The organism is Nonomuraea sp. NPDC050786 (genome assembly GCF_040654115.1).
In the GTDB taxonomy this organism is placed as follows: domain Bacteria; phylum Actinomycetota; class Actinomycetes; order Streptosporangiales; family Streptosporangiaceae; genus Nonomuraea.
Genome location: NZ_JBFAHJ010000013.1, coordinates 15,612 through 31,838, shown reverse-complemented (window position 1 = coordinate 31,838; position 16,227 = coordinate 15,612). Strand labels below are relative to the sequence as shown.

The window sequence follows — 16,227 nt, the reverse complement described above, 5'->3', positions numbered from 1 at the left end:
TCACTGACAGAAAATCGGCTCGCTGTAAAGATCAATTCTGGGTTAACCTTCGTCCGGAATTGAGCAAGATCTGCTTCTGCGTTTCCGGCCGTTTCGCGTCATCGTGATGACGTCCCTCCCCCCCGGCATCAGAAGCAGGTCCCCATGGCCAGACGGTCCCTCACCGCTGTCGTCCTCTCCCTGATCACCGTGCTCGGCTTCGCGTTACCGGCGCACGCGGTGACCCTGGAGCAGAAGCTCGCCGCCCTCTCCCGATTCACCCAGCCCACCAGCGCCAGCGCCGCCGACTGGCGGGCCGCCTGGCAGAACCAGGCGGCATGGGCGGACTACGCCTTCGACTGGTCGACCGACCTCTGCTCGAGCAGCCCCGACCAGCCGCTCGGATTCGACTTCCGGATGCCCTGCAGGAGGCACGACTTCGGCTACCGCAACTACAAGGACGTGAGCCAGTTCCCGGCCAACAAGTCACGCATCGATGACGCCTTCTACTACGACATGAAGCAGGTGTGCTCCAAGTATTCGGGAGTCTCCAAGTCCACCTGCAACGGCCTCGCCTGGACGTACTACCAGGCGGTCAAGGAGTTCGGCAGCCTCGTCGTCACCGACGAGCAGATCCAGCAGGTGCAGCGGCAGGCGGAGCTGGACGCCCAGAGCGCCGACGCCTGAGACCGATCGGGCGGGGATGCCGTCGCGTCCCCGCCCGTCCCCGTCAGCGGTGCAGCGCGTCCGGCGCGTCATCCTCGATCAGGAAGCCGCCGGACTGGTGGTGCCAGAGCCGGGCGTAGGGCCCCTGGGCCTCCAGCAGCTCGCCGTGGGTGCCCTGTTCGACGATGCGGCCCTGGTCGAGCACGACCAGCCGGTCCATCCGCACGACCGTGCTCAGGCGGTGCGCGACCACGAGCGCCGTACGGTCCCGCATCAGGTGCCACAGGGCTTCCTGGACGAGGATCTCGCTCTCGGAGTCGAGCGCGCTGGTCGCCTCGTCCAGCAGCAGGATCGGGGCGTCACGCAGGATGGCGCGCGCGAGGGCGACGCGCTGCCGCTGGCCGCCGGAGAGCTTGACGCCGCGCTCGCCGACCAGGGTGTCGAATCCGTCCGGCAGGGACTCGGCGAACTCCATGACATGCGCGGCCCGCGCGGCCTCCATGATCTCGGCCTCGGTGGCGCCCGGCCGGGCGAAGGCGATGTTGTCGCGCACCGACCGGTGGAACATGGCCGGTTCCTGGGGGACGTACGCGATCAGGCTGCGCAGGTCGGACTGGCGCAGCCGGGCGATGTCCTGCCCGCCTATCAGGATGCGGCCGCCGTCGATGTCCATGAGACGCAGCAGCAGCCGGGTGAGGGTGGTCTTACCGCCGCCCGACCGGCCCACCAGCCCGATCTTGGTGCCGCTGGGGATGTCCAGGTCCAGCCCGTCGAACAGGGGCGGGCCCTCGGTATGCGCGAACCTCAGCCACTCGAAGCGGACACTCGCGTCGGCCGGGCGCAGCGGCTGCGGATCGGGCGGGTCCACCACGGTCGGCGGCACGAGGAGCAGTTCGGTGAACTGGGCGGCCTCGGTGAGCACGCTCTCCACGCGCCGGTAGATCTGGTTGAACTCGAACATGATGCTGATCGCGTTGGAGTAGTACGAGAAGGTCACCACGATGGCCTCCACACCCAGCCCGCCCCGGAGCGCCACGGCGAGGAGCAGGCCCCCGGCACTGGTGAGCACCGCGATCGGGGCGACGACCGTGTCCACCCGGAGGTTGCCGTAGTCCCAGGAGCGGAGCGTGAGCCTGCGCTGCTCGGCGACCCTGGCCCGGTATTCGGTGGCCTCGCGGGCCTCGGCGGCGAACGCTCGCACCGTGTCCATGTTGGCCAGCACGTCGGCGACGTGGCCCGACACCAGCACCCTGGCGGCCTCACGCTGGTCGACCAGCACCTGGCGACGGCGGATGAGCGGGGCGACGAGAACGCCGGTGACGATGATGAGCCCCACGAGAACGAGGACCAGCAGCGGGTGATAGCGCCACAGCACCACCGAGGCGAAGACCAGCGGCACCAGCTTGGCCATGATCGAGAAGGTGAGCGTGTCGACGAAGTCCTCGAACCTCGAGGAGAAGCTCAGCACCCGTTTGGTCAGCGAGCCGGCGAAGTTGTCGTGGAAGAACGCGGCGTCCCTGATCAGCAGCTCGTCCATGCCGACCACGCCGAGCCGCTCGATGCCCCGGGCGTCCGTACGGTTCAGGAAGTGCAGCCCCACCCGCCACAGTGTCTCGCCCGCCAGCAGCATCGAGCCGAAGCCGAGCACGTACGGCAGGAGCGCGGCCACGGTGCCGTCACCGCCGCCGGACAGATGCCCCACCAGCCCGGCCACCGCCAGGGGCGCCAGGTAGAACAGGCAGATGTTGCCCGCCGCCGGAAGCGTCACCGCGGGCACCGCGACCCGCCACTGGCGCTTCAGCTCGCCGCAGTAGTAGCGCAGCGCCAGCAGGACGGCCGACTTTCGTGCGGACGGACGGTCTGCGGAGCCTTCACCTGATCCGAGCACAGCCATCCGCCCCTCCCCGAACGCAGACACCGGCCGTGACCATGCTGCCGCAGCGCGCACAGGAGGAGCGAACGATTTTCCGGCCGAGCGGCCGTTCTTGATCCCAGCAGGAATCTGGGCATATCGGGTGGCAGAGCACAACCAGGTCTCTATAGGATCCGCGAAAGCGCTTTCCCATGCCCGGGATCCACTGACACGGACGCCAGTTGACGCCGCCCGGGTCAGAGGTCTGGAGTGAACATGCGAATCGCGTCGTTGCGGGGCACTGATCTGTTCGTAGGTTCCGTGTCCGCGCCACGCCAGGTCGTCCGGGTGACCCTGACCGGGGTGCCGGGACCGGTACTGGTGCGGGTGGAGGGTCCTGCTGTCACCACGCCCGAGCCCGTGACGGTCACCCGTGACGGGGAGGCCGAGGTGGGGGTGGTCATCGCCGCGCCGGCGCCGGAGGGCTCCGTCCACCGCGTCACCGCCGTCGCGGAGGGCGCGGGTGAGCGTCGTACCCTTGACGGGAGCGTCGAGGCGGCGGCCACCGGCTGGACGATGTGGATGGTCTCGCACTTCCACTACGACCCCGTCTGGTGGAACACCCAGGCCGGCTTCACCGAGGTATGGCACCAACTACCCGACCTGCCGTGGGTCGGCAAGCTGCGGCCGCCGTTCGTCCGTACCGCCTTCGACCTGGTACGCGCCCACCTGGACGCGGCCAGGCACGACGACGACTACAAGTTCGTCCTGGCCGAGATCGACTACCTCAAACCGTTCTGGGACGTCTTTCCAGAGGACCGGGAGCAGCTGCGGCGCTTCCTGGCCGAGGGGCGGGTCGAACTCGTCGGCGGAACCTACAACGAGCCCAACACCAACCTGACGCACCCCGAGTCGACCATCCGCAACGCGGTCTACGGCATCGGCTATCAACGGGACGTGCTCGGCGGCGACCCGCGTACCGCCTGGATGCTCGACGTCTTCGGCCACGACCCGGCATTCCCCGGGCTGATGGCCGACGCGGGGCTGGACTCCGCCTCGTGGGCGCGCGGACCGTTCCACATGGTCGGCGCCAAGCGGCACACCGGCGACATCACCCGCATGCAGTTCCCCAGCGAGTTCGAGTGGGTCTCGCCGTCCGGGCGCGGACTGCTCACCAGCTACATGTCCAATCACTACGTCGCCGGCTGGGACGTGGAGCGCAAGGCGACGCTCGAAGAGGCGATGGCTGAGGCGTACAACCAGTTCGGTGAGCTGAAGAAGGTCGCGGCCACACCCCATGTCCTGCTGCCCGTCGGGCACGACCACAACCTGCCGTCGCGCTGGTGCACCGAGGTGCACCGCGCATGGGCCGCCCGCTATGTCTGGCCCCGGTTCAGGGTCGGCCTGCCCCGCGAGTTCTTCGCCGCGGTCCGCGCCGCGGCCCCGCGGCGCGGGATCACCCCGCAGACACGGGACATGAACCCCGTCTACACCGGCAAGGACGTCTCGTACATCGACACCAAGCAGGCGCAACGGGCCGCCGAAGTCGCCGTGCTCGACGCCGAGCGACTCGCCACCCTGGCCGCGCTGCTCGGCGAGCGCTACCCCAGCGAGGCGCTGGACAAGGCATGGCGGCTGCTGGCGTACGGCGCCCACCACGACGCGATCACCGGCACTGAGTCCGACCAGGTGTACCTGGACCTTCTCGCGGGCTGGCGCGAGGCGTACGAACTGGGCGCGGCGGCCCGGGACGGCGCCATCGAGTGCCTCGCCGCCCATGCCGACACCGGGGGCGCGGGCCGGGCGATCCTCGCCGTCAACACGCTGTCCTGGGACCGCGACGGCGTCACGACCGTGCGGATCGCGTTCCCCGAACCGGGAACGACCGGCGCGGAGCTGCGCGACGACCGGGGCGAGCCCGTCCCGGCGGTGGCCGAGGGGGTGCTGCGCCATCCGGACGGCAGCGTGGCGGAGCTGAACCTGACGTTCGTCGCCCGTGACGTGCCGTCGCTGGGCTTCCGCGTCTACCACCTGGGCCCCGCCCCCGAGCTGCCCGCCGGGTGGGCGGAGGAGCCCGAAGGCGCCACGATCGAGAACGAGACGTTCACGATCGAAGCCGACGCCGCCCGAGGCGGCGCGCTCAGCCGCATCCTCGACCGGCGTACCGGCCGGGAACTGCTGCGGCCCGGCGGCCTCGGTGGCGAGCTCTACCTGCAGGACGAGTACGAGACGCATCCGGTCTGGCACGAGGGCCCGTGGCACCTGCTGCCTAAGGGACCTGGCGTCGGCACCCGGGAACAGGCTACGACCGTACACGTACGGAGGTCTCCGGTCGGTCGCCGCATCGTGGCCGTCACCCGCCTCGCCGACCTGCGGGTCACCCAGGAGACGACCCTGTGGGACGGGATCGGCCGGATCGACTTCCGCACCCACGTGGACGGCTCGATCGGCCGCGACCACCTGCTGAGGGCGCGGTTCGACCTCGACCTGCCCGGCGCGCTGCCGGTCAGCGAGGTCGGGTTCGCCGCGATCGGCCGGTCGTTCGGCTTCCCGAACTCCGACGCGGGAGAGCACCTGTATACGCTGGACAACCCCGCGCACACCTGGGCGGGCCTGTCGGCCACGGCGCGGATCGCCCTGTCGCTCGCGGACGGCCGCCGCGAGCACCACGCGATCGGGGTCGCCGAGGTGGTGGCATCCGGGGACGGGGACGGGGACCGCGTACGCGGCCTGCTCGACCGGTTGGTCGCCTGCGGCGTCACCGCCACGCTCACCCGGCCGGACGGCCCGCGCTACGGCGCGCTCGACGGCGACTCCAACCTGCCCGACGTACGTATCGTGATCGGCGACGCGAACGCGAACGCCTTCGCCGAGCAGGTCCTCAGCGCGGCGCCGGAGGGCTGCCGGGAGGCACTGGCGCGGCACGGACGCGTGTTCGTGCCCGCCCGCCGCACCCGGCGCGAGGCCTGGGTTCCGAGCGCCGATCTGCGCGGCGTACGCGATCTGCCCGTGCTCATCGTGGCCGGGTCCGCCATCGACGATGTCATCGACGACCTCGCCGACTCGGTGATCGACGTGCCCGTCCCCGCCGGGCTGCCCGGCACCACGGAGCCGGTCGACGACTACTCGGTCGCCGTGGTCAACCGCGGCACGCCCGGTTTCGTGGCCGAGTCCGACGGCACCTGCTACGTCTCGCTGATGCGCTCCTGCGGTGCGTGGCCGAGCGGCGTCTGGATCGACGGCCCGGCCAGGACGGTCCCCGACGGCAGCAGCTTCTCCCTTCAGCACTGGACGCACACTTTTGAGTACAGCCTGGTGGCCGGGGCCGGTGACTGGCGCGCCGCCGGATTCGTCCAGGCCGGGCAGGAGGTCAACCACGCGGTGCTCGCGCGCCAGGTGTCCGCGTCGCCGGGCCCGCTGCCCGCCCGGACGAGCCTCGGCGGGGTCGAGCCGTCCAGCGTCGTGTTGACCGCGTTGAAGCCGCGCGGAAACCCGATGGCGTCGGGGCTGTCCGGCGACATCGACCTTGCCGCCGGTGTCACCGTGCGGCTCTACGAGTCGGCCGGGTCGCCCACGGTGGCGCGCGTGCGCCTGCATGGCGGCCTGACCGACGTCGAAGTCGCCACGCTGCTCGAGGCGGCGACGCCTGAGGTGGCGGAGCTTGCCGGAGCGGAGCTTGCCGGAGCGGAGCTTGCCGGAGCGGAGCTTGCCGGAGCGGAGCTTGCCGGAGCGGAGCTTGCCGGAGCGGAGCTTGCCGGGGCGACGCCTGCGGGGGCGGGTGAGCGGCTGGGCGACGCGGTGATCCCGCTGCGGCCGGCCGAGATCGTCACGCTGGGCGCGCGGGCGGCCCTGGGAACGGGTCACGCGGCCGCCCATGTCGAGCCCGCCCAGCCGGTCTTCACCCGGTACTGGCTGCACAACAAGGGTCCGGCCCCGGCCGGGTACCTGCCTGTCGCGGTCCACGTGCATCCGGTGGCGCTGCGGGTGGTTCCGGGCGACGAGGAGACCGTGCGGGTCACCGTCGCCTGCTCGGCCCGGTCCGCCGTCGGCCTGGTGGAGCTCGACGTGCCGGATGGCTGGGCGGCGGCTCCTGCCGGTGCCCTGAAGTACGACCTGGAGGCCGGGGAGCACGCCGAGTTCGAGACGGTCCTGCGGCCACCCGCCGCCGCCGAGGCCGGGACCTACTTCGTCGCCGCCCGTATCCGCGACGAACTGGGCCAGACCCTGGAGGACGTGGTCACCGTGGACGTCGGCGACCGGGAACACCGCGAGCCGCTCACCGTGACGTTGGACCAGGCCGGGCTGGAGATCATGCCCGGTGGGTGGGCGACGCTCACCGTCGAACTTGTCAATGACGCGCGCACCGAGATACGCGGAGAGGCGCAACTGCTCAGCCCGTTCGGCACATGGGGCGCCGGGGCCGGGGAGGTGATCTCCGGCCCGTGGACGCAGGGCTTCGCCGTTCCCGCCCGAGGCCGCGTCCCACTGCGCTTCACCGTACGGGCGCCGGGCGACGCCCGGCCCGGAGCGCACTGGTGGGCGGCCGTGAAGGTCTGCGCCTTCGGCCGGGTCCACTACACCCGGACGCTCCCCGTCGAGGTGCTACCTTTGTCAGGACAATATTTGTAAGAAAGTCAGGACAAGTCCTGTCATAATGGCAATCATGATCTCCCAGGTCCCCCGGCTGGAGTCGCTCGCCGCCCTTGTCAATCTCGACAAGACCAGCCCTGTCCCGCTCTACTTCCAGGTGGCGCAGCAGTTCGAGGCGGCCATCGCGGGCGGCATGCTGCCACCGGGCACCCAGCTCGACAACGAGATCGAGCTGGCCGACCAGCTCGCGGTGTCGCGCCCCACCATGCGCAAGGCCATGGAGTTACTCGTCGACAAGGGCCTGATCGTGCGGCGGCGGGGCGTGGGCACCCGGGTCGTCCAGTCCCAGGTCCGGCGACCGCTGGAGCTCAGCAGCCTGTACGACGACCTCAAGAGCAGCGGCCAGGAGCCGACCACGACGGTGCTGTCCAACACCGTCGAGCCGGCCTCCGCAGCCGTCGCGGAAGCCCTCGGGCTGGCCGAGGGGGCGCCGGTGATCGCGATAGAGCGGGTTCGGATGGCCCGCGACCAGCCGCTGGCCAGGATGCGCAACTACCTGCCCGCGTTGCTGCTTGAGGTCAGAACCGACGCGCTGGAGAGGCACGGTCTCTACGAGCTGATCCGGACGGCCGGCATCCGGCTGCACGCGGCGACCCAGACAGTCGGCGCCCGCAACGCCACGGCGGCGGAGGCGCGGCTGCTCGGGGAGAGCCGGGGCGCCGCCGTCCTGACCATGGAGCGCATCGCCTACGACGACAGCGGCACGGCGGTGGAGTACGGCACGCACATCTACGCCGCGGCCCGCTACAGCTTCCAGATGAACCTGCTCATGGGCGATCGGTGAAGAGATGCACGACAACCATGTTGACGCCGCGTTCACCGCGGCGGTCCAGGCTGCCCTGACCGGGCAGGTCAAGGCGATCCTCAACGAGGGCGACAGCTGGGGTCACCTGCAGCACCGCGAGCTGGCCGAGCGAATCCTGGCCCTCGTCGCGTACGGGCGGGACGGCCGGCTGCTCGATCACGCGGCCCGGCTCGCCGCCCGGCTGCGCGAGCTACAGGGCCCCGGCGGGCTGTTCACCGGCGGGGACAACGTCGACTCCCCGCCGGACTCCGCGTTCAGCGTCAACGATCTCGCCGACGCCCTGTGGCTGCTGCGGCGCGGCCCTCACGGCGCTGCCGAGCACGGGCTGGCGGACCTGCTCGACGACCTGCTGGCGACGGCCGCCCCGGCCTTGTCCCGGGGCGGGGTGCACACGCCCAACCACCGCTGGGAGATCTCGGCCGCCCTGGCCAGGCTGCACCGGCTCGCGCCCCACCCGGCCCTGGCGGAACGGGTCGGCCAGTGGCTGGCCGAGGGAGTCGACATCGACGACGACGGGCTCTACTCCGAACGTAGCGCCAACTACGCCGCGTACGTGTCGAACCCGTCGCTGCTCGCCATCGCCGACGTGTTCGACCGCCCCGACCTCGTTGACGCCGTCGAACGGAACCTGGACGCCACGCTCGATCTGCTGCTGCCGGACGGGTCGGTCGAGACAGTGCTGTCGCGCCGCCAGGACCAGCGGCAGCCGCTGCCCCTGGCGCCCTACCTGCTCCCGCTGCGCCGGATCGCGCTGCTGCGCGGCCGGGGCGACCTCGCCTGGGCGGCCGGGCTCGCGCTGTCCCAAGGGGTTGTCTCACCGGCGCGCGCGGCCACGGAGCTGCTCCTCGACCCCGGCATCGCGCGGGAGCTGCCGGAACCCGTCCCGCCCAGGAGACCGCGGCAGCGCGTCTTCGGCGCCGCGGGACTGCTCGTCGACCATCGGCCCGCGACGACGACCGTGGTCTTCGGCGGTTCCGACTATCCGCGCCACAGACGCATCCGTTCCGGGCTGGCCAACTCCCCGACGTTTCTGCGCCTGTTCGCCGGGGCGGCCGTCCTGGGGGACGTGCGTCTTTCGCGGGTCTTCTTCGGCCTGGGGCCGTTTCGCGCCGACCGATTGCTGGTCGAACGCGAGCAGGGGAGCACGACCGCGACGCTCGCGGAATCCGTGTCGGCCTCCTACTACCAGCCGATGACGGATCAGAACCGCGACGCGCGCGGCCACTACCGGCTGGTCGACGATGGCCGGTTCAGCGCGGCGATGGACTTCGCCCGGCGCGCACGGGACGAGGTCACGCTGACCACCGCCGTCCACGTGGCCATCACGGACACCGGGACCGAGCTGACGGTCGACCTGGCGGGCGCGGCCGTGGACTGGGCGCTGGAGCTGGCCTTCCGGCCCGGCGGGCGGATGACGGGCGCCATGCCCCTGGACGAGCACGCCTGGCAGCTCGACCCGGGCGAGCCCGCGGTCTACCGCGTCGGCGACGACTCGATCACCGTCACGGTGCCCGCCATGTCGATGGCCGCTTCCCATTCCGTTCCCGGCTACGAGCCCGGCGAGGAGTACCGGTTCCTCGGGGGCACCGACGCCGTGTCGGGAGAGCGGCTGTACGTCGCCGGACGGGTTCCAGGAAGGTTGCGGTTGCGTCTCGCCGCCACCCACCACTCAGGATAAAACTGCAGCTCACGGCGCATCAGGTACTTTATCCTGATGTTCGTATGTCAGGAGATCTTAAGAGAGTTTGTCCTGACTATTGACCCGGCAAACGCTTTCCCGTTACCGTCCGACGCCACAGGCAGACGACGTTCGAGGAGACGCCATGACGACTTCTGCGACAGCCCGGACACGACTCACTCGCTGGCGCTGGCTGCCAGTGGCCGTCGCCGTGGCGATCGCCCTCACCGGGTGCGGATCGAGCTCCGACGGGGGCTCGGGCGGGGACTCCGGCGCCAAGAACATCACCTTCTGGCTCTCGGCGAGCGCGGCCCAGGCGCAGGGCTACCACGACCTGGCCAAGGAGTTCCAGGCCAAGGAGGGCGTCACGGTCGAGATCGTCAACGTCCCCTATGACGGCTACCAGGACAAGCTGCGCCAGGCCGCGCAGGCAAACTCCCTGCCCGACACGGCCAGCGTGCCCTCGCTCGACACCATCTGGCTCAACCAGCTCCAGGACCTCGGTGCGACGGCGAACGCCCCGGCCAACAAGATCAACAAAGACTTGCTCACCGTCAAGGACGGCAAGGTCCTCTGCATCCCCTCCGACCTGACGGCTGCCGGACTGTTCGTCAACAAGACCTTGTTCGACAAGGCCAAGGTCAAGATTCCCGCGGACCCGAACCAGACCTGGACCTGGGACGAGTTCCTCGCCGCCGCGACGAAGGTCCGCACCGCCACGGGCGCCAAGTACGACCTGGTCTACGACCAGTCCCCCGCGCGCATCAGGCCCTTCATCTACGCCCACGGCGGCAAGGGCTTCCAGCTCGGCCCGGACAACAAGTTCGCCACTCCCGACGACGCCACGGTGCAGGCGCTGTCGAAGTTCGCCTCGCTGAACGACGACAAGGTCATGCCGAAGTCGGTCTGGACCTCGGGCGCCGACCCGAACGCCCTGTTCAAGAGCGGCCAGGTCGTCGCGTACTTCTCCGGCGTCTGGCAGGTGGCCGACTTCGCGGAGAGCATCACGAGCTTCGACTGGGCCAGCGCGCCGACGCCAGGACCCATCCACGCCACCGACATCAACCTCGGCGGCAAGGTGGTCGCCTTCAACAACGGCGACAAGGCCGAGGCCGCCAAGAAGTGGGTGGACTTCATCTTCCAGCCGGCGAACTACACGAAGCTCGCGCAGGTCAACGGCTACCTGCCGGTGGAGTCCGACCTCACACTGAACTACCCGTTCAAGAAGAAGGCCGCCCTCGACGCGTTCCAGCTCTACATCAAGGAGATGGAACTGGCGGACCCGATCTCCTCGTCGGGACACCAGAACGGGACGAAGCTCCTGCTCGCCGGTAAGTCGATCCAGGAGGACCCGACCAAGGACGAGATGGCCAAGCTGATCAACGGTCAGCAGGACATCAAGAAGACCGTCGACAACATCGTGTCGGGACTCAACCAGCAGCTCGGCTGATCGTACGGCCCGCCCGCGCTTCCCCTGCGCCGGCGGGCCGAGCGTCGATGAACGCGGAAGGAAGAGGAGGAGAGAGCGCAGTGGTGGACAGCATCCCACGAGCGGCGGGGCGCGCCGAGGACACGCCGGACCGGAGCGGGCCGCGGCGGTGGCCCCGCCGACGGAGCCGGCGGGGCCACCGCTACACCCTGGTGCCCCTGCTGCTCATCTCGTCCAACCTCGCCCTGTTCCTGCTCTTCTTCGTCTGGCCGGCCGTCATCGGCGTGGGCTACTCCTTCACCAGCTACACGGGCGTCGGCTCGGCGCCGTTCGTGGGCCTGGACAACTACCAGCGGCTGCTGAACGACGACGCCTTCTACGCGGCGCTGATCCGTAGCCTGATCTTCACGGCCGCCGTCGTTCCGCTGACGTTCGTCGCCGCGCTGAGCGCGGCCGTGCTGCTCGTCAGCCCGCACAGCCGTGGCAAGCCGATCGCGCGGGTGGTCTTCTTCGTGCCCTGGCTCATCTCCCCGATCATCGCCGGTGTCATCTGGCGCTGGATCTTCGGTGAGAACTTCGGACTCGTCAACTACGTCATCATGGCGCTCGGCGGCGAGGCGGTGCCGTGGCAGTCCAACGGGAATCTGTCCCTGGCCATCGTGATCATCGCCTCAGCCTGGGGTAACACCGCGATCAACATGCTGATGTTCGTCCCGGCCATCAAGAACGTGCCGGCCGCGTACTACGAGGCCGCTTCCCTGGACGGCGCGGGCTCGTGGGCCAAGTTCCGCCACATCACCCTGCCCTCGATCGCGCCCACGTCCTTCATCGTGATCCTGCTCAGCACCCTCGGCGCGATGAAGGAGTACGCGCTCTTCCAGGCGGTCAACGGCGGAGGTCCTGGCACCGAGAACAACCTGCTCATCCAGTACATCTTCACGACCGGCTTCCGCCGCGCCCAGGTCGGTTACGCGAGCGCGGCGTCCTTCGTGCTCATGCTGCTTCTGATGGTCATCGCTGTCGTGCAGTTGGTCATCAACCGCCGAAAGGACTCCTGAGATGGACAACCTGCTGCCGAAGAAGGTCTGGGCGACGGCGGCCCTGTGGTTCATGGTCGCCCTGTACGGCATCCCCGTCCTGTGGTTCCTGCTCAGCTCCTTCAAGCCGGCGGGAGAGCTGTTCTCCTATCCGCTGACCATCTTCCCGAAGCACCCGACCATCTCCGGCTTCACCGAGGCCTGGACGAGCTTCGACTTCAGCCGCTACTTCGGCAACACCCTCATCGTGGCCGTGTCCGCGACCCTCATCACCATCGTGACCAGCGCGACCTGCGGGTACGCCCTGGCGAAGTACACCAACTGGTGGCTGCGGGCGTTCACCATCTGCATCCTGGCCACCACGATGCTCCCGGGCGAGGTCATTCTCTCCCCCCTGTTCCTCATCGTCCGCGACCTGGGCCTGTACAACAGTCTCGCCGGGGTCGTGGCCCCCTCGGTGATCACGGCGACGGGCACGTTCATGTTCCGCCAGTTCTTCCTGAGCGTGCCGCGCGACCTGCTGGAGGCGGCCCGCATCGACGGCAGCGGGGAACTGTCGTCCTTCATCCGGATCATGCTCCCGCTCTCCCGGCCGATCATCATGACCCTCGCCATCATGTCGTTCCAGTGGCGGTGGAACGACTACATCTGGCCCCTCGTGATCCTCAACGACCCGAAGGAGTTCACCCTGCAGATCGGCGTCGCGAGCATCGTGGGTGCGGAGAACGTCAACTGGTCGGTCCTGCTCGGGGCGTCGGTCCTGTCCATGATCCCGCTTGTCGTGATCTACCTGATCTTCCAGAAGTACGTGATGAACGCCGACCTCAGCGCGGGCCTGAAGGAATGACCGGCCCGCTGCGCCGTCAGGCGAGGGGCCACAGATAAAGAAACCCCAGCTCGCTGAAGCGAGCTGGGGTTTCTTGCGGTGCGCCGCCAGGGACTCGAACCCCGGACCCGCTGATTAAGAGTCAGCTGCTCTAACCAACTGAGCTAGCGGCGCTTGCAGAGAGGAATATACCGGTGATCCCCATCCTGGTCGAATCGGCATCGGGCCGACCCGTCCGGCTAGAATAAAGTTCGGCCATCAGACAGGAGCATCGATGTTCGACTCGCCCGCCGATGTGACGGAGCGGCTCGCCGCCGTGGACTACCTCTCCGACGACGCCATCTCCACCTCGGTGTTCCTGGCCGCGGCACTGGGCAAGCCGCTGCTGGTCGAGGGCCCGGCGGGCGTGGGCAAGACGCAGCTGGCCAAGGCGGTGGCCCTGGCGACCGGGGCCGAGCTGATCAGGCTGCAGTGCTACGAGGGCCTCGACGAGGCCAGGGCGCTGTACGAGTGGAACTACAAGAAGCAGCTGCTCAGGATCCAGGCCACGAGTGCCGACGACGACATCTTCTCCGAGGAGTTCCTGCTGGAGCGGCCGCTGCTGAAGGCGATCAGGGCCGACGGGCCCACCGTGCTGCTCATCGACGAGACCGACAAGGCCGACGTCGAGGTCGAGGGGCTGCTGCTCGAGCTGCTCTCCGACTTCCAGGTGACGATCCCGGAGCTGGGGACCATCGTCGCGACGCGGCGGCCGTACGTGGTGCTCACCTCCAACGCCACCCGCGAGCTGTCGGAGGCGCTCAAGCGGCGCTGCCTCTACCTGCACCTCGAATATCCCACCCCCGAACGCGAGCGCGACATCGTGCTCAGCCAGGTGCCCGGCATCCGGGCCGACCTGGCGGAGCGGCTGGCCAGGACGGTCGCGACGCTCCGGGCGCTCGAGCTGAAGAAGGCGCCGTCGGTGGCCGAGACCGTGGACTGGGCCAACACGCTGCTGGCGCTCGGGCGGGAGGAGCTGGACGAGGCGACCGTCGCGGGCACGCTGGGCGTGGTGCTCAAGCACGCCTCCGACCAGACGCGGGCGGTCAAGGAGCTGGGGCTGCCGGATGTCGCTGCTCGATAGGCATGTCGGGTTCGTGCAGGCGCTGCGCGAGGCCGGGATACCGGTGTCGGTGGCCGAGGGCCTGGACGCCGCGCAGGCCCTGCGGGTGATCCGGCTGAGCGACCGGGAGTCGCTGCGCGCCGCGTACGCGGCGACGCTGGTCAAGAAGCCCGCGTACCGGCCGGGGTTCGACGTGCTGTTCGACCTGTGGTTCCCGGCCTCGACCTCCGGCATGCACGTCCCGCGCGCCGACCGGCCACTGAATCTGGAGACGGCCCCCGTCGAGGAGCTCCGCGACCACCTCGCCCGGCTGTTGGCCGGCGGCACCGACCAGGAGCTGCGCGAGTTCGCCCAGGCCATGGTGGGGCGCTTCGGCCGCCAGCCGACGACGAGCCCGGGGCGGCAGAACTGGTTCTCCTACAGCGTCATGCGCGCCCTCTCCCCCGAGACCCTGATGGCCCGCATCCTCCAGAACGTGCTCCAGGGCCAGGAGCGCGGCGGCCTGGCCGAGAAGAACGTGCGCAGGCGGGTCTACGACAGCACCAGGCGCTTCGAGGACGCCGTGGCCACCGACGTGCGCCGCCGCATCGCCGAGGACTCCGGCATCGAGCGCATCGCCCGCTCCGCCGTACGCCCCCCGCTCGACCAGATCGACTTCCTCCGCATCACCAAGGCGGACCTGGCGCGGCTGCGCCGGGAGGTGCACCCGCTGGCCCGGCGCCTGGCCACGCGCCTGACGATCAAGCAGCGGAAGGGCCGTCGGGGGCGGCTCGACTTCCGCCGGACCATGCGGGCCTCGCTGCAGAGCGGCGGCGTGCCGCTGACCACGCACTTCCGGCCGCCGCGCCCGCACAGGCCCGAGCTGGTCATCCTCTGCGACACCAGCGACTCGGTCTCGTCGTTCGCGCACTTCACGCTGCTGCTCACGTACGCGCTCAGAGAGCAGTTCAGCAAGGTGCGCGCGTTCGGGTTCGTGGACACGGTGGACGAGATCACCAGGTTCTTCGTCCCGGGCGCCGACGTGGTCGAGGCCATGACGAGGCTGGCGAACGAGGCCGACATGGTGCGCTTCGGCCGCACCAACTACGGGCACTCGCTGGAACGCTTCGCCGACAAGTACGGCGAAGCCGTCGGCCCCAGGACCTCGCTGCTGATCCTGGGCGACGCCCGCTCCAACTACCAGCCGCCCGCGCTGGACGTGCTCGGCTCGCTGGTGGCCAGGGCACGTCACGCGTACTGGCTCAACCCCGAGCCCAAGGCGCAGTGGGACACGGGCGACTCGATCGCGGGCGAGTACGGCACGGTCGTCCCGATGCACGAGTGCCGCAACGTCGCCCAGCTCACCGCCTTCATCGAGACGCTGGCCTGAGCCCGGGGAGCGCGTCAGGTGCGCTGGAGCTCCCTGGCGGCGGTGCGGGCCAGCACCTCGATCTGCTCGTCGCTGAGCACGACGCCCTCGGCCGACTTGATCACCTTCGCCGCGAGCCGCGGCTTGAGCAGCGTGAGCCCTTCGGCGACCACGATGCCGCCCTTGGGCAGCAGCCCGCAGTGGACGGCGAGCATGGGCGTGATCGTCACCGGGATGCGCGTCTCGCGGGTGAGCAGCTCGGCGAACGCCTCGGCGGTCTCCACCAGCGGCTTGGCGGTCTTGCTGCCGTACTTCTCGCCGAAGAACAGCCTTCCGCCGTAACAGGCGATCTCGGTGTCGGGGCTCCAGGACTCGTTGTCGATGATCCACAAGCCGCCAGGGCCGATCACCAGGTGGTCGATGGAGGCCTGGCCGCGGATGGCACGGCCGTCGAGCACGCTGTAGCCGAGCCGGCTCAGCGACCTGCGCAGCATCTTCCCGGTGATCGCCTCGCCGCGCCGCGCGCCGCGCCAGACCGCCGTCGCGTGGAAGGAGCGCCAGTCGAGGAACCAGTCAGCCCCCGCCACGATGCCGGCCATGATCAGACCGGCGAACGGGGACGCTGCGGCAAGGTCGAACCTGAGCGCGAGCGCGACGCCGGCCACGAATCCCACTGCGGCCTTGACGTACCGGGACCTGCGCCGGTTGGGGGCGTCTTCCCGCCAGAACTTCTCGTACCACCACTGCGGGGATGACCCTGTGTACTTCTCGTCGGGCTGCACGTAGATAGAGCCACCGGGCACGGCAAACTCCCCGAATGAGTAGGTGTTTTTCAGGATCTGCCACGCCGAAGAT

The 16,227-nt window shown here is 69.6% G+C and carries 11 protein-coding genes and 1 tRNA gene; 9 read left to right on the top strand and 3 right to left on the bottom strand.

Translation table 11 applies throughout. From position 1 onward, the window contains the following. Positions 1 to 144: 144 nt before the first annotated feature. Positions 145 to 666 (top strand): phospholipase, encoded by a 522-nt coding sequence (locus tag AB0H84_RS23755; RefSeq protein WP_357607916.1) that lies wholly within the window; start codon positions 145 to 147, stop codon positions 664 to 666. A 43-nt stretch (positions 667 to 709) separates the two neighbouring features. Here AB0H84_RS23755 and AB0H84_RS23750 read toward each other — a convergent pair whose 3' ends face one another. Then, positions 710 to 2,539, bottom strand: a complete 1,830-nt coding sequence (locus AB0H84_RS23750; protein WP_357607913.1) for an ABC transporter ATP-binding protein — start codon at positions 2,537 to 2,539, stop codon at positions 710 to 712. Positions 2,540 to 2,818: 279 nt separating this feature from the next. Here AB0H84_RS23750 and AB0H84_RS23745 point away from each other — a divergent pair, with 279 nt between their 5' ends. The 6 genes from AB0H84_RS23745 (at position 2,819) to AB0H84_RS23720 (ending at position 12,943) form a co-directional block, all read left to right on the top strand. Beyond that, positions 2,819 to 7,126: an NEW3 domain-containing protein gene (locus AB0H84_RS23745; protein ID WP_357607910.1), complete on the top strand. Its 4,308-nt coding sequence runs from the start codon at positions 2,819 to 2,821 to the stop codon at positions 7,124 to 7,126. A gap of 34 nt (positions 7,127 to 7,160) precedes the next feature. Further along, entirely contained in the window at positions 7,161 to 7,931 is a 771-nt protein-coding gene (locus AB0H84_RS23740; protein WP_357607907.1) for a GntR family transcriptional regulator, read from the top strand. A 4-nt stretch (positions 7,932 to 7,935) separates the two neighbouring features. Then, the gene (locus tag AB0H84_RS23735; protein ID WP_357607904.1) at positions 7,936 to 9,630 is read left to right on the top strand and encodes a hypothetical protein; all 1,695 of its coding nucleotides are present in this window, start codon (positions 7,936 to 7,938) and stop codon (positions 9,628 to 9,630) included. Between the two features lie 145 nt (positions 9,631 to 9,775). Beyond that, on the top strand, positions 9,776 to 11,080 hold the full coding sequence (locus AB0H84_RS23730; protein ID WP_357607901.1) for an extracellular solute-binding protein: 1,305 nt from the start codon (positions 9,776 to 9,778) through the stop codon (positions 11,078 to 11,080). A gap of 80 nt (positions 11,081 to 11,160) precedes the next feature. After that, a complete protein-coding gene (locus tag AB0H84_RS23725) occupies positions 11,161 to 12,117 on the top strand; it encodes a sugar ABC transporter permease (RefSeq protein WP_357607898.1) in 957 nt (318 codons plus the stop codon). 1 nt (position 12,118) lies between these two features. Next, positions 12,119 to 12,943, top strand: a complete 825-nt coding sequence (locus AB0H84_RS23720) for a carbohydrate ABC transporter permease (RefSeq protein WP_357607895.1) — start codon at positions 12,119 to 12,121, stop codon at positions 12,941 to 12,943. A gap of 79 nt (positions 12,944 to 13,022) precedes the next feature. Here AB0H84_RS23720 and AB0H84_RS23715 read toward each other — a convergent pair. Next, a tRNA-Lys gene (locus tag AB0H84_RS23715) sits at positions 13,023 to 13,096 on the bottom strand. 100 nt (positions 13,097 to 13,196) lie between these two features. Between AB0H84_RS23715 and AB0H84_RS23710 the strand changes: the two genes are divergently transcribed. Both AB0H84_RS23710 and AB0H84_RS23705 read left to right on the top strand, forming a co-directional pair. Continuing rightward, entirely contained in the window at positions 13,197 to 14,045 is an 849-nt protein-coding gene (locus tag AB0H84_RS23710) for a MoxR family ATPase (RefSeq protein ID WP_357607892.1), read from the top strand. Then, positions 14,029 to 15,393 carry a VWA domain-containing protein gene (locus AB0H84_RS23705; protein WP_357607889.1) on the top strand — a complete coding sequence of 455 codons (1,365 nt, stop codon included), beginning with the start codon at positions 14,029 to 14,031 and terminating at the stop codon, positions 15,391 to 15,393. The genes AB0H84_RS23710 and AB0H84_RS23705 overlap by 17 nt, the downstream gene beginning before the upstream one ends. A 14-nt stretch (positions 15,394 to 15,407) precedes the next feature. Here AB0H84_RS23705 and AB0H84_RS23700 read toward each other — a convergent pair whose 3' ends face one another. Further along, positions 15,408 to 16,175, bottom strand: a complete 768-nt coding sequence (locus AB0H84_RS23700; RefSeq protein ID WP_357607886.1) for a nuclease-related domain-containing protein — start codon at positions 16,173 to 16,175, stop codon at positions 15,408 to 15,410. Positions 16,176 to 16,227 lie beyond the last annotated feature (52 nt).